This window comes from Mesorhizobium sp. P2_F5, assembly GCF_056403715.1.
The window spans coordinates 17,361-31,812 of sequence record NZ_JBFUEY010000037.1 but is presented as its reverse complement, the minus strand read 5'-3'; the positions used below and the strand labels follow the sequence as shown (position 1 = coordinate 31,812).

Below are 14,452 nucleotides of genomic sequence, written 5' to 3'. Positions count from 1 at the left end.
CGGTTGCCAGTGGTTCCCCCACTCCGTCGCTGCTTCGCAGCGCCACCTCTCCCCCCTCCGGAGGGAGAGGAAATGATGCCAAGCCTTGCTACCGCTCTTCCCGCCGAAACGGCTTCAGCAGCGCTGACGGCGCCACCGCATTGCGCGACATCACGGCCATCGCGACAATGGTGAAGATGAACGGCAGCATCAGGAACGCCTCGTAGGGGATGTGGCCGAGCCCGCTTGCCTGCATGCGCAGCTGCAAGGCATCGACGAAGGCGAACAGCAGCGCGGCACCCGCCGAGCGCCATGGGTCCCAGCGGCCGAACACGACCAGCGCAATCGCAACCCAGCCGCGTCCGGAGACGACGCCGAAGGTGAAGGCGTTGAACTGGGCCATGGTGAGGAATGCACCGGCGAGCCCCATCAGCGCGCCCCCGAGAATGACCGCCTGAAAGCGCGTGGCAATGACGCTGACGCCGGCGGAATCAGCAGCGCGCGGATTTTCGCCCACCATGCGCACCGACAGCCCCCAGGGCGTGCGGTAAAGCACGAAAGCGGCGAGTGGGATGGCGATGATCGCCATGTAGACGAGCGCAAACTGGTTGAACACCGCTGGTCCCAGCACCGGAATGTCGGACAGGAACGGGATCGGCAGCGTCTGAAAGCCCTTGATGCTCGGCGGCACCGATTGCTGGCCAAAGATCAGCCGGTAGAGGAAATAGGCGAGCCCCGACGAGAACAGGGTGACGCCGATGCCGCAGACATGCTGGCTCAAGCCCAGTGCCACCGTGAACAGTGCGTGCAGCGCGCCCATCAGCATGCCGGTCAGCACCGCGGCCAATATGCCGAGCCACAGGCTGCCGCTCAGGCTGGCGGCGGTGAAGCCGGTCATTGCCGAGAGCAGCATGATGCCCTCGATGCCGAGATTGAGCACGCCGGCCCGTTCGGAGAACATTTCGCCGAGCGTGGCAAAGGCGAGCGGCGTGGCGATGCGGATGATGGCGGCGAGGAAGCCGACCTGAAAAATCTGTTCGAACACCGCGCTCATGAACCGGCTCCGACGCGGCGGATGCGATAGGCCGTGAACAGCAGCGCCACCAGCATGGCCAGCAATGCGGTGCCCTGGATGACATCGCTGAGGAAGGCGGGCACGCCGGTGGCGCGCGACATCGCCTCCGCCCCGGTCATCACGGCGGCCAGAAAAATCGCCGCCGGCACGACGCCGAGCGGATTGAGGCGTGCCAGCATGGCAACGACAATGCCGGAATAGCCGTAGCCCGGCGAGATGTCGCTCATCACCTGGAAATGCACGCCGCCGACTTCGCCGACCCCGGCGAGCCCGGCCAGCGCGCCCGACAGCAGCGCCGTCGAGATCAGCACCCGCTCGACATGGATGCCGCCATAGCGGGCGGCTTCGGGACTCTCGCCGGTGACCCGGATGCGAAAGCCGAGCGTGGTGCGCACGATCAGGAACCAGATCAGGGGTGCGGCGACCAGCGCAGCAATAACGCCGAGATGCAGCCTTGTGCCTTCGAGCAGCACCGGAAAATTCGCCGAATCCTCGATCGGCGGCGAGATCGGATAGCCACTGAAGGAGTCCTTCCACGGCCCTTCGATCAGCGCCATCAGCGCGTAGTAGATGACCGAGTTGAGCAGCAACGAACTGACGACGTCATCGACCCTAAATTTGACCCGCAGCGTGGCGGGAACCAGCGCCACAGCCGCACCGGCCGCTGCACCCGCCAGCGCCATCAACAGCATGGCGAGCGCGCCCGGCATCGGAATGGCGCCGACGAAGCAGCTGGCGACCGCGCCGGCCAGCAATTGGCCTTCGGCGCCGATGTTCCAGAACTTTGCCCGGAAGGCGACGGCGACCGCCAGCCCGGTGAAGATCATCGGGGCTGCACGCACCAGCGTTTCGGTGATGGCATAGCTGTCGCCAAGTGAGGCCGTGAACATCACGCCATAGGCTTCGAGAACGCCGGCGCCGGCCAGCGCGATGAGGCCGCTGCATAGGACAAGCGTGGCGCCGATGGCCAGCAGCGGCAGGGCTAAATTGAACCAGGCGGGCGTTGACGTCCGGGCTTCCAGGCGGAACATCAGCTTTGGCCCTCCGCCCCGGTCATCAACAGCCCAAGCTGCGCGATCGTGGCGTCGGCGCTATCCAGCGTGCCGGCGATGCGGCCCTCATACATCACCGCGATGCGGTCGCAGAGCACGAGCAATTCTTCGAGATCCTCGCCGATGACGATGATGCCGCAGCCCTTGGCGCGCATGTCGAGGAACTTTTCGTGGATGAAACGGGCGGCGCCGATGTCGAGGCCACGCGTCGGCTGCGACACGATCAGCACCTTCGGGTCGAAGGCGAGTTCACGCGCCAGCAGTGCCTTCTGCAGATTGCCGCCGGACAGCGCGCCGGCGCGGGTCATCGGCCCGGGGCACCTGATATCATAGGCCTTGATCTGCTCTTCGGCGAAAGCGCGGATTGCGTCGGGCTTGAGCAGGCCCTTGCTGCTGAACGCTGCCGTGCCGATGCGCGGCAGCACCATGGAATCGGCGAGTGGCAAATTGGTCACCAGCCCCGTAGTCATGCGGTCTTCCGGGATGCGGCCGAGGCCGAGCGCCTGCACCTCGCGCGGTGAGAACCGCGTCACCGGTTTGCCGGCTATCGTCATCGCGCCGGCATCAGGCATCCGTGTGCCGGAAATCACCTCGGCCAGCGCCCGCTGGCCATTGCCGGAGACGCCGGCAATGCCGAGGATTTCGCCGGCGCGCACGGCAAGCGACACATCGCGCAGCAGCGTGCCCGAGTGCCGCGACGTGGAAATGCCATCGAGCGTCAGCACCGCTGCACCCGGCGTCGATGGCCCTCTTGCCGGCGGCACGATCTCATGGCCGCACATCAGCTGCGCCATTGCCGCTGACGTCGTGTTGGCCGGATCGTCGACGCGGCCGGCGACGCGGCCATGCCGCAACACCGTGCAGCGATGCGTGAGCGCCCGCACCTCGTTCAACTTGTGCGAGATGAAGATGATGCCGAGGCCTTGCGCCGCCATCGAGCGCAGCGCCGAAAACAGCCCGTCGACCTCGCTCGGCGCCAGCACCGCGGTCGGCTCATCGAGGATCAACAGTTTCGCTCCGCGAAACAACGCCTTGACGATTTCGAGCCGCTGCTGCTCGCCGACCGACAGCGCCGAGACCGGCAAATCGGGGTCGAGCGTCAGCCCGTGCTGGCGGCTGATGTCGGACAACCGGGCAAGCCCGCCGGCGCGGTCGATGCGGCCGGATTTGCCTGATATACCGATCAAAAGGTTTTCCAGCACCGTCAGCCGCGGCGCCAGGTGAAAATGCTGGTGCACCATGCCGATGCCTGCGGCCAGCGCATCGGCCGAACTGGTGATCCGCACCGGCTTGCCCAGGATGAGTATCTCGCCGGCATCCGGCGCATAGGCGCCGAACAGCACATTCATCAGCGTCGTCTTGCCGGCACCGTTCTCGCCCAGCAGCCCGAGAATTTCACCCGGCGCGACGCTGAGATCGACGGCCTCGTTCGCCTTGACGGCGCCGAAGCTCTTGGTGATGCCGCGCATTTCGATGAGAGGGGCGGACAAGGATGCTCCTGCGGAGATACCCCTCCCCCTCGAGGGGAGGGTGCCGAGCGAAGCGAGGCGGGTGGGGTCGCCTCAACTGCCTCAACCTATGACTTAGCAGGATGGAGCACTTCGCGGAGGACCCCACCCGGCCCTGCGGGCCACCCTCCCCTCGAGGGGGAGGGGTCCGCTGGCTCTAATCCGAAACCGGCGTGTTCTCGTCGACATCCACGCGGAAATTGCCTTCGAGTATCTCGGCCTTCTTCTTCTCGACCAGGTCCTTGACCTCGGCCGGCAGCGTCTTGTCGAATTTGTGGTAGGGCGCCAGGAACGAACCGCCCTTGGCCATGCGCGAGAAATCGCCGTAGTCCTGCGCGGTGAAGACACCGGCCTTGACCAGTTTGATCGCCTGCTCGACCGTCGGGTACATGTCCCAGACCGGGCCGGTGATGACCGTGTCGGGGCCGAGGCTCGACTGGTCGGACATGTTGGAGATGGCGAGGATCTTCTTGTCCACCGCCGCCTCGATAACGCCGAAGCGCTCGGCATAGATGACGTCGACGCCGGCATCGATCTGGGCGACGGCCGCTTCCTTGGCCTTGGGCGGATCAAAGAACGAGCCGATGAAGGCGACCTTCTTCTTGATGTTGGGATTGACCTCTTTGGCGCCGGCAAAGAAGGCGTTGACCAGCCGGTTCACCTCCGGAATGCCCATCGCCGCCACAGCGCCGATCGTGCCCGATTTCGACATCTTGCCGGCGATCATGCCAGAGAGATAGGCCGGCTCGTGGATCCAGTTGTCGAAGACGCCAAAATTGGGTTCGGCCGGGCCGGCGCCGGAGCCGAACAGCCAGGCGGTCTTCGGGAACTGTTTTGCCGTGCGGCGCGATTCACGCTCGGCGGCGAAGGCATCGCCCAGCACCAGCTGGTAGCCGCCCTGCGCATATTCGCGCATGACGCGGCTGAAATCGGCGGTCTGCACCTTTTCCGACCATTTGTATTCGATGCCGAGTTCCTTCTCGGCCTTCTGCAGAGCGACGTGGATCTGGTTGTCCCACGGCTCCTCGATCGGCGTGGCGAAGATCGCCGCCACCTTCAGCTTCTTGTCCTTGGCGAAAGCTGCACCTGGCAGCATGGCCGCGGCCAGGCCGAGCGCGCCGAGCTCCAGTACGTTGCGCCGCGACAGGCCTGTCGATTGAGATTTGTTTTTCCGGTTTTCCATCAAGTGCCCCTCTGTTTGACAGCCGTGTCGAGCCGGCTGTTCTGAAATCAGACGCGGAACTATGGAACGGGTGTGGACTTTTGTCCACATGGTCAAATTTGGCGGGTGTCGCTGGCGGAAGCCGGCCCTAGCGTACTGCCTTTTCGCCACCGGCTACGGTGATGACACCGACGATGATCAGCCCGGTCAGCAACAGGCGAACGCCGGCGCTGACGCCGAATGTGTTGAGCATGGTCAACAGCAGCACCAGGAACAGGGCCGCGCCCCAGACGCCGGGAACATTGGCCTTGCCGCCGGCAACCGAGGTGCCGCCGATGACGACGACGGCGATGGAGGCCAGCAGGTACTCATTGCCGATATCGACATTGGCCCCGCGGAAATAACCGGCGAGCAGCGCGCCATCGATGCCGCCAAGCGCGCCCGACAGCGTGTAGGTGAGGAAGCGGGTGCGGCCGACATTGACGCCGGCGAGCCACGCCGCACGGATGTTCTGGCCGATCGCCAGCACCGAGCGGCCATAGATCATGCGCTGCAGTGCGATGGCAGCACCGATGGTGAACAGCACGGTGAGGATCGCCAGCACCGGAATGCCCAGGATTTGCCAGTTGGCGAAATCGGCGAAGCCCGGCGGCGGCTTGATCTGCAGACCACGCCCGTAGCTGATATCGATCGATTGGATGATGAAGCTGGCCGACAGCGTGGCGATGATCGGCGGAATCCTGAGTGCCCATATCAGCAGATAGTTGACGGCGCCGATCGCCGCGCCGCAGGCGAGCGCTGCAATTAGCCCGACAACGATCATGGAATCGCTGCCATCCATCACCTTCATGGCGACGGCGCTGGCGAGCCCGATATTGGCCGGCAGCGACAGGTCGACATTGCCGGGACCAAGTGTGATGACGAACATCTGGCCGACGCCGACGATGACGGTGAACACCGCCAGCGACAGTGCCGCCGTGACCATGCCGCCGCCACCGTAGCCGCCGGTGAAGGAGATCGTTGCCAGCCAGACCAGCAGCGCGCCGAGGAACGACCAGATCCAGGGTTTGGCGGCTAGCGATTTCACAAATGTCATCGCTACCTCTCCCTGCGGCTGATCAGCACCCGAGCCGCCAGCACGATGATCAGAATGGCGCCGTTGGCGGCGACCTGCCAATCCGGCGGGATGTGCATGAAGGTGAGCAGCGGTGACGCCGCCAGCGCCAGCGTCAGCGCGCCGAGCACGGCGCCAATCGGTGACACCCGGCCGCCGACAAATTCGCCGCCGCCGAGAATGACGCCAGCGATCGCCAGCAGCGTGTAGCCATTGCCGATATTGGCGTCGGCCGACGTGGTGATGCCGATCAGCGCCATGCCGGAGAGCACGCCGAACAAGCCGGTCAGCGCGAACAGCACGATCTTGGTCCTGAGCAGCGACCAGCCGGCGCGCCGCAGCGCCGCCGCATTGCCGCCGGAGCCGCGCAGGATGACGCCATAGGAGGTGCGCATCAGGCCGAAATGCACGACCGCCGCGATCACCAGCGCGGCAATGATCGGGAACGGAATGAAGGGCGGCTTGAACGACATCAGCGACAGCAGCCAGTCCGGCGCCTTGCCACCCGGCTTGGGCAACACCAGAATTGCCAGCCCCTGCCAGACGAAGCTCATGCCCAGCGTCACCACGATCGATGGCAAATTGCGCAGATGGATCAGCGCACCAAGCAGCGCATAGACGCCGATAGCGCCTAAGAGGACAATCACGCCGAGCAGCGGCGCATCCTTCAACCATGTCGCGGTGACGCAGCCGACGAAACCGACAAAGGTGCCGATCGACAGATCGAGCTCATTGCCCGCGATGACGAACATCTGCGCGATCGTCGCCAACGCGATCGGGATCGCCAGGTTGAGCATCAGGCTGAAGCCGAAATAGCTGATGGCGCGCGGGTTGAGCCAGGCAATGGCGAGCAGCACCAGCGCCAACGACAGCGCCGGCAACAGGCTGCGCAGCAGGCGGGCACGGGCAGCACTGCTGCGCGGCGAGGAACTTGGGGTCGTGCCGGGAGCGATTGCCGTCATCTCAGGCCGCATCGCCGAATGAGGACTGGATGATCTTTTCCTCCGTCAGTTCGTCGCGCCTGAGGTTGGCGACGATGCGGCCGTTCTTGAAGACGTGAATGTGGTCGCAATTGTCGAGCTCTTCGGTCTCGGTGGTGTACCAGAGGAAGGTACGGCCCTTCGCCGCTTCCTCGCGCACGAGGTCATAGACTTCGAGCTTGGTGCCGATGTCGACCCCGCGCATCGGGTCGTCCATCAGCACGATCTCGGCATCCGAGCCGAGCGCGCGGGCAAACAGCGCCTTCTGCTGGTTGCCGCCCGACAGCGAAAAGATGTTGTTGGCCATGTCAGGCGTGCGGATGCCGATCTTCTGCTTCCAGAACTCGGCAAGCTCGGCCTCGCGCTGCGGCGAGATCAGCAGCCCTTTTTGCAACCGCGCCAGCGAACGGATGCCGATATTTTCCGCGATCGACCATTGCGGAAAGATGCCGTCCGACTGGCGATCGCCGGCCACCAGCGCCACCGGCGCGGTCACCTCTATGCCGGTCCTGGCGCGCTGGGCGGCCTTGAAGATCGCCAGCAACAAATCCGTCTGGCCATGGCCGGCAAGCCCGGCAAGGCCGATGATCTCCCCGGCATGCGCGACGAGCTCCTTGCCGTCTTGCTGCCGCTCTGGCCGTGCCCTTACCCTAAGTGGGCCGGCGGCGGGCCTCGTGGCGGCGATCTTCGCCGCAATCTTCTCGCGCGCTTCCGCGCCTCCCATTGTCGCCACCAGCCTGTCGCGATCGAAGGCCTTCGCGGCGTCGGCGGCGACCACCTTACCGTCGCGCATCACCACGATGCGGTCGGCATTCTGCAGCACCTCGCCCAGCACATGCGAGATCAGGATGCAGCTGCCACCGCCGGCGACGAAACGGCGCACGAAGGCTAGCAGTTGGCCGGCCGTGTGAGCGTCGAGCGAAGAGGTCGGCTCGTCGAGAATGACCAGTTCGAGCGGATCGCCCGTCACCGTGAAGGCCCGCGCCACCTCGACCATCTGCCGCCGGCCGATGGACAGATCGCCGGCAATGTCGTCAGCCGAGATGCCGTGGTCCGGGAAGATTTCGTCCAGCTTGGCGGCGATGAGAGCCGCCGCCTTGCGTCGCCAGCCGAAGCCGGTCAGCGCCGGATGATTGATGCGCGTATTCTCGGCGATGCTGAGGTTGGGGCACAGCGACAGTTCCTGGAACACGCAGCGTATGCCGAGTTTTAGCGCGCGCGCCACCGAGTAGTCGATTTCCGCATTGCCGCGCACCGCGATCTCACCGCCATCGGGCCGCAGCGTGCCGGCCACCATATGCATCAGCGTCGACTTGCCGGCGCCGTTATGGCCGACCAGCCCGACGCATTCGCCTGATACAACATGGAAGTCGACGCCGTTAAGCGCCCGAACGGCGCCGAAATGTTTTTCGGCGCCGTTCAGTCTGATGATGTCCGTATTGGCCTCAGGCATGCCCAACGATATCCGGTCGATCATGCCACTGGCAATGAATGCAAAGCATCACTTGATATTGGCTTTGATCGCCGCGAGGGCGTCTTCCTGTGTGTATTCGTGCGTGGCGACGCCGCCTTCCTTGATCTTCGGCAGCGCTGCCTCGAAATCGTCCTGGGTGAAGGCGAGATAAGGCACCAGCAGATCGTGCGGGATGTCGGTGCGGCCATCAAGCACCTGCTGCGCCACCCAGAAGGCGAGCGACGATACGCCCGGCGCGATCGACGCCGACCAGGTCTGGTAGCCGTCCTTTTCCTTCTGCTCCTTCCACCATTTCAGCTCGTCCTGGCGGTTGCCCATGATGATGGTCGGGCGCGGCTTGCCGGCGGCGGCGAAGGCTTGTGCTGCGCCATAGCCGTCACCGCCCTGGTCGACGATGCCGGCGATGTCGGGCAGCGACGGCAGGATGGTCGCGACCGCCTTCTGCGCCGTGGTCTGGTCCCAGTCGCCGGTCACCGAGCCGACGATCTTGAACTCGGGATGGGCAGCGACGCCTTCGAGGATGCCGGCATGGATGGCATCGTCGATCGAGGTGCCGGCAAGGCCGCGGATTTCCAGCAGATTGCCGCCCTTGGGCTGGAACTTGGCCATCTGCTCGACTTCCTGCTTGCCCATGTCCTTGAAGTCGACGACGACGCGGTAGGCGCAAGGTTCGGTGACGGTGCCGTCGAAGGAGACGACGACGATGCCGGCGTCGCAGGCCTGCTTGATGGCGCCGTTGAGCGCATCCGGCGAGGCGGCATTGATGACGATGGCGTCATAGCCCTGCAGGATCAGGTTCTGCACCTGGGCCGCCTGGGTCGGCACTTCCTTGTCGGCCGTGGTGAAGATGTCGGCGGCGCCCACCACCTTGTCGGCGACCGCCTTCTTGGTGACGATGCCGTAGCTGTCGAGCATCGCCTGGCGCCAAGAATTGCCGGCATAATTGTTGGAGAAGGCGATCTTCTTGCCGCTGGTGTCGGCCAGTGCCGTGCCCGAGGCAAGCATTGCCGCCAGAGCGCTCAGAACGAGCAGTTTCTTCATATGATATTCCTCCCTTGGTTGTCAGATTTGTCGACTGCTGCTGATGATTGTTGCGTTCGCATCCTGTTTTTTATCTATTGTCAGACAATTGCAGATGGACGCGCTTGTCAACTGCGATCGATGACGCTTTGCCGATCAACTTCAGGTGCGATGATTGAAAAGCCTTCCTATGCTGGTCTAGGGAAGGGTCCAGGAGACCATGCATGGCAGCGACGCCGACCCTAGCCGAAGGCGCGCCCGGAATTCCGGCGCGCTGGACGTCGAGCGCCAAGAGCGGCGTTGGCGCGGCGCTGTCGCCGGCGAGCCGTGTCTGGTTCACGCTCAGCCACGGCATCGTCAACGAAGTCTATTATCCCGGCCTCGACAGCGCCTGCACGCGCGACATGGGGTTGCTGGTCACCGGCCCCGGCGGCTGGTTCTCCGAGGAGAAGCGCGACGCCATGCACGTCATCGAGCCATTCGAGCACGGCGTGCCCGCCTACCGGCTGGTCAACACCACGGCCCGCTACCGGATCGAAAAGCGCATCCTGGCCGATCCGGCGCGCCCGGCTCTTTTACAGGAAACCAGTTTTACGGCGCTCGAAGGTAATGCCGCTGACTACCGGGTCTACGCGCTTTTGGCGCCACATCTGGTCAATGCCGGCATGGGCAACACCGCCTGGGTCGGCGACCACAAGGGCAAGCCGATGCTGTTCGCGTCAGGGCGCGGTGTTTGCCTGGCGCTGGCCTCATCGCTGCCCTGGGGCGACTGCTCCGCCGGCTATGTCGGCTTTTCCGACGGCTGGCAGCAGCTCAACCGCGACGGCCGGCTCGATCCGGCCTGCCAAAGGGCCGAGGACGGCAATGTCGCGCTGACCGGCGAGATCGGCTTTTCCTCAGGCAACAGCAAGGTCTTGCTGGCGCTCGGTTTTGGCGCGACATCATACGAAGCCGCCGAACACGCCGCCGCCAGCCTGAAGCGCGGTTTTGAGCCTGCGGCAAGGACCTATGTCGCGAAATGGCGAAAATGGCAGTCCGGCCTGCTGCCGCTCGACCGCCATGATGCATCCGGCCTCAACAGCTACCGCGTCAGCACCGCGGTGCTGGCGACACACCTGTCGCTGGCCAGGCCCGGTGCGGCCGTCGCCAACCTCTCGATCCCTTGGGGGTTCAGCAAGGGCGACGACGACCTTGGCGGCTATCATCTTGTCTGGCCGCGCGACCTTGTCGAAACCGCGGGCGGCTTTCTGGCCGCCGGCGATCCCGGACAAGCGCTGGAAATCCTCACCTATCTCCGCTCGATCCAGCAGCCGGATGGCCACTGGCCACAAAATGTGTGGCTGGACGGATCGCCCTATTGGCCGGGCATCCAGATGGACGAATGCGCCTTTCCGCTGCTGCTTGCCGATGCGCTGCACCGCGCCGGTCACCTGCAGCGCGCTAAACTCGCGGCATTCATGCCGATGATCGAGAAGGCGGCGTCCTATGTCGTGCGCAACGGCCCAGTCACCGGGGAGGACCGCTGGGAAGAAGATTCCGGCTACAGCCCGTTCACACTCGCCGTCGAAATTTCGGCACTGCTCGGTGCCGCCGATCTGTTCGACGTTTTCGGCAGGCCAGAGCCGGCTAACTATTTGCGCGAGATTGCCGACTGCTGGAACGATCAGATCGAGCCCTGGACCTATGTCTGCGGCACACCGGAGTGCCAAAAGGTCGGCGTCGACGGCTATTATGTCCGCATCGCGCCGGCTGACGATGCCGAGGCGGCGTCACCAAAGGACGGTTTCGTGCCGATCAAGAACCGGCCGCCGGGCGATACCGACAAGCCCGCCGAGGCGATCGTCAGCCCGGACGCGCTGGCGCTGGTCCGCTTCGGCCTGAGGGCCGCGGACGATCCGCGCATCGTCGACACGGTCAAGATCATCGACGCGCAACTGCGCTGCGACTTGCCGCGGGGACCTCTCTGGTACCGCTACACCAGCGACGGCTATGGCGAGCACGCCGACGGGGCGCCTTTCGACGGCACCGGTCAGGGCCGGCCATGGCCATTGCTGGCCGGCGAACGCGCCCATTACGAGCTGGCCGCCGGAAACAAGGACAATGCGGCAGGCCTGCTCAGGACATTCGAGGCGTCCGCCGGGCAAGGCGGGCTGCTGCCGGAACAGGTCTGGGACGGCGCCGATTTGCCGGAGCGCGAATTGTGGTTGGGCAAGCCGTCGGGCAGCGCCATGCCGCTGGTCTGGGCACATTCCGAACACATCAAGCTGTTGCGCTCGCTGCGTGACGGCGCCGTCTTCGACATGCCGCCGCAAGGCGTCAAGCGCTACATCGAGGGCAAGACCGGCTCGCCGCTGCGGATATGGCGCTTCAACAACAGGCTACGCACCGTGGATGCCGGCAAGACGCTGCGCGTGGAACTGCTGCAGCCGGCGCTGATCCGCTGGAGCAGCGACCATTGGCAGACCACCTATGAAATCAGCACCGCCGAAAACGCGCTTGGCGTTCATCTGGCGGATTTGCCGAGCTCCGATATTCCGCCAGGTAACACGATCGTCTTCACTTTTTTCTGGCCCGACGGCGACCGTTGGGAGAATGTCGACTTCACCGTGGACATTGAAGAACCAGCTCGCACATAGTTTTCCTTTCCTCCAGCGACTAGGACAAGACCATGCAGATCGGAATGATGGGACTGGGCAGGATGGGCGCCAACATGGTGCGCCGCCTGATGCGCGACGGCCATGAATGCGTCGTCTACGACATCAGCCCGGCAAGCGTTGCCGCCCTGGTTGCCGACGGCGCCATCGGTGCCGCCTCGATGGAGGAGTTCGTCGGCAAGCTGTCCAAGCCGCGCAGCGCCTGGCTGATGCTGCCGGCGGCGATCACCGGCAAGATCGCCGACCAGGTCGCGGCGCTGATGGAACCCGGCGACATCATCATCGACGGCGGCAATTCCTACTATCGCGACGCCGTCGACCAGGCCGCCGAACTCGCTCCCAAGGGCTTGCATTATGTCGATGTCGGCACCAGCGGCGGCGTCTGGGGCCTGGAGCGCGGCTACTGCCTGATGATCGGCGGCCCCGACACGGCGGTCAAACATCTCGATCCGATCTTCGCCACGCTGGCGCCCGGCGCCGATGCCGGCGCCACACCGGACAAGGCGGGCGGAACCGCACCGTTCGGCTATCTGCATTGCGGACCGAGCGGCGCCGGTCACTTCGTCAAGATGATCCACAACGGCATCGAATATGGCGTCATGGCCGCCTACGCCGAAGGCATGAACATCCTGAAATCGGCCAATGCCGGCAAAAGGCAGCGCACCGCGGATGCCGAGACCAGTCCGTTGGAAAACCCGAAATACTACCAGTTCGACATCGACCTGCCGCAGGTGGCCGAAGTCTGGCGCCATGGCAGCGTCATCGGTTCCTGGCTGCTCGATTTGACCGCCGGCGCGCTGAAAAGCGACCCGGGACTTGCCCAGTTCGGCGGCCGCGTCTCGGATTCGGGTGAAGGCCGCTGGACGCTAAAGGCGGCGATCGACACCGGCGTGCCGGCGCCGGTGCTGTCCTCGGCGCTGTTCGACCGCTTCTCCTCGCAAGGCGAATCCGAATTCTCCGACAAGCTGCTGTCGGCCATGCGCTATGCCTTCGGCGGCCATGTCGAAAAGCCGAAGGCCGGCAAGTGAAAGCGGCAGGGGAGACGCGCAAAATGAGCCCGGAACGGTCCGACACGCTGGTGCTCTTCGGGGCGACCGGCGACCTCGCCCACAAGAAGATATTTCCGGCCCTCTACCAGATGGTCGCCAAGGGGACGCTGACCGAGCCGGTGATCGGCGTCGCCTTCGACGCCTGGGACATCAAGCAATTGCAGGCGCGCGCCCGCGATGGCATCGTCAACGCCGTCGGCAAGATCGACGAAAAGGTCTTCGCCAAATTCGCCAATCTGCTGCGCTATGTCAGCGGCGACTATCGCGACGGCGCGACCTTCGAAAAGCTGAAGACCGCGCTCGGCTCGGCGCAGCGGCCGCTGCACTACATGGCGGTGCCGCCGACCATGTTCGAAACCGTGGTCCAGGGCCTGGAACAGTCCGGCACCGCACATGGCGCGCGGCTGATGGTGGAAAAGCCGTTCGGCCACGATCTGCAATCGGCGCGCTGGCTGAACCGGGTGCTGCATCTGGTGTTCGACGAACAGTCGATCTTCCGCATCGACCACTATCTCGGCAAGGAAGCGATCCAGAACCTGCTCTATTTCCGCTTCGCCAATGCCTTCCTTGAGCCGATCTGGAACCGCAACTTCGTCGAAAGCGTGCAGATCACCATGGCCGAGGATTTCGGCGTCGAGGGCCGTGGCAAATTCTATGACGATGTCGGCGCTATCCGCGACGTGATCGAAAACCATCTGCTCAACATCCTTTTGCTGCTGGCCATGGAGCCGCCGGTCGGCCGCTCCGCCGACGATCTGATCGACGAGAAGGTGCAGGTGCTGCGCGCCATCCGCACGCTGACCAAGGACGATGTCGTGCGTGGCCAGTTCACAGGCTATCTCTCTGAGCCCGGCGTGAAGCCGAACTCGCCGGTCGAGACCTTTGCCGCGGTGCGCTTCATGGTCGACACCTGGCGCTGGCGGGACGTGCCGTTCTTCATCCGCACCGGCAAGAACATGCCGGTGCATGTCACCGAGGTGATCGTGCGGCTGAAGCGGCCGCCGCTCGATGTCTTCGATCCGATCAAGCCGGGCGACGCCAACTATGTCCGCTTCCGCATCGATCCGCAGGTGGCGATCTCGATCGGCGCCCAGCGCAAGGCCCCCGGCGACGACATGGTCGGCGAGCAGGTCGAACTCACCGCGCTGGACGACTCGAAGGGCGACATGCCGCCCTATGAGCGGCTGATCGGTGACGCCATGAACGGCAACGGCCAGCTGTTCACCCGCCAGGACGCCAGCGAGCTGGCCTGGCGCATCGTCGGCCCGGTGCTCGGCGACACCACGCCACCGCACATCTATGAGCCGAAGACCTGGGGACCGGCCGAGGCGATGGCCTCATTCGGGCCGCCGAACGGCTGGATCAATCCGGCCAAGTGAGCGGGG

At 64.7% G+C, this 14,452-nt stretch carries 11 protein-coding genes; 3 read left to right on the top strand and 8 right to left on the bottom strand.

All coding sequences use genetic code 11. The features are described 5' to 3' along the window. Nucleotides 1–88 precede the first annotated feature (88 nt). The 8 genes from AC1DYO_RS30455 to AC1DYO_RS30420 form a co-directional block, all read right to left on the bottom strand. A complete protein-coding gene (locus AC1DYO_RS30455) occupies nt 89–1,033 on the bottom strand; it encodes an ABC transporter permease (RefSeq protein ID WP_477268151.1) in 945 nt (314 codons plus the stop codon). Next, nucleotides 1,030–2,085 carry an ABC transporter permease gene (locus AC1DYO_RS30450; protein ID WP_477268149.1) on the bottom strand — a complete coding sequence of 352 codons (1,056 nt, stop codon included), beginning with the start codon at nt 2,083–2,085 and terminating at the stop codon, nt 1,030–1,032. The genes AC1DYO_RS30455 and AC1DYO_RS30450 overlap by 4 nt, the downstream gene beginning before the upstream one ends. After that, nucleotides 2,085–3,596 (bottom strand): ABC transporter ATP-binding protein, encoded by a 1,512-nt coding sequence (locus AC1DYO_RS30445; protein ID WP_477268147.1) that lies wholly within the window; start codon nt 3,594–3,596, stop codon nt 2,085–2,087. Before AC1DYO_RS30445 ends, AC1DYO_RS30450 begins: the two co-directional genes overlap by 1 nt. Before the next feature lie 175 nt (nt 3,597–3,771). After that, the gene (locus tag AC1DYO_RS30440; RefSeq protein WP_477268145.1) at nt 3,772–4,797 is read right to left on the bottom strand and encodes a BMP family protein; all 1,026 of its coding nucleotides are present in this window, start codon (nt 4,795–4,797) and stop codon (nt 3,772–3,774) included. A gap of 127 nt (nt 4,798–4,924) precedes the next feature. Next, nucleotides 4,925–5,872, bottom strand: coding sequence for an ABC transporter permease (locus AC1DYO_RS30435; protein ID WP_477268143.1), 948 nt, complete (start codon nt 5,870–5,872; stop codon nt 4,925–4,927). A gap of 2 nt (nt 5,873–5,874) precedes the next feature. Further along, complete coding sequence (locus AC1DYO_RS30430) at nt 5,875–6,852, bottom strand: ABC transporter permease (RefSeq protein WP_477268141.1); 978 nt, start codon at nt 6,850–6,852, stop codon at nt 5,875–5,877. A 1-nt stretch (nt 6,853) separates the two neighbouring features. Continuing rightward, on the bottom strand, nt 6,854–8,323 hold the full coding sequence (locus tag AC1DYO_RS30425; RefSeq protein WP_477268140.1) for an ATP-binding cassette domain-containing protein: 1,470 nt from the start codon (nt 8,321–8,323) through the stop codon (nt 6,854–6,856). Between the two features lie 48 nt (nt 8,324–8,371). Then, nucleotides 8,372–9,385 carry a substrate-binding domain-containing protein gene (locus AC1DYO_RS30420; RefSeq protein WP_477268138.1) on the bottom strand — a complete coding sequence of 338 codons (1,014 nt, stop codon included), beginning with the start codon at nt 9,383–9,385 and terminating at the stop codon, nt 8,372–8,374. A 203-nt stretch (nt 9,386–9,588) separates the two neighbouring features. Between AC1DYO_RS30420 and AC1DYO_RS30415 the strand changes: the two genes are divergently transcribed. From AC1DYO_RS30415 to zwf, 3 genes are read left to right on the top strand one after another with little or no spacing between them, the layout of a single operon-like run. Next, the gene (locus tag AC1DYO_RS30415; protein WP_477268136.1) at nt 9,589–12,000 is read left to right on the top strand and encodes a glucan 1,4-alpha-glucosidase; all 2,412 of its coding nucleotides are present in this window, start codon (nt 9,589–9,591) and stop codon (nt 11,998–12,000) included. Between the two features lie 32 nt (nt 12,001–12,032). Next, a complete protein-coding gene (gene gnd, locus AC1DYO_RS30410; RefSeq protein WP_477268134.1) occupies nt 12,033–13,046 on the top strand; it encodes a phosphogluconate dehydrogenase (NAD(+)-dependent, decarboxylating) in 1,014 nt (337 codons plus the stop codon). Between the two features lie 23 nt (nt 13,047–13,069). After that, complete coding sequence (gene zwf, locus AC1DYO_RS30405) at nt 13,070–14,446, top strand: glucose-6-phosphate dehydrogenase (RefSeq protein WP_477268132.1); 1,377 nt, start codon at nt 13,070–13,072, stop codon at nt 14,444–14,446. Nucleotides 14,447–14,452: the final 6 nt, after the last annotated feature.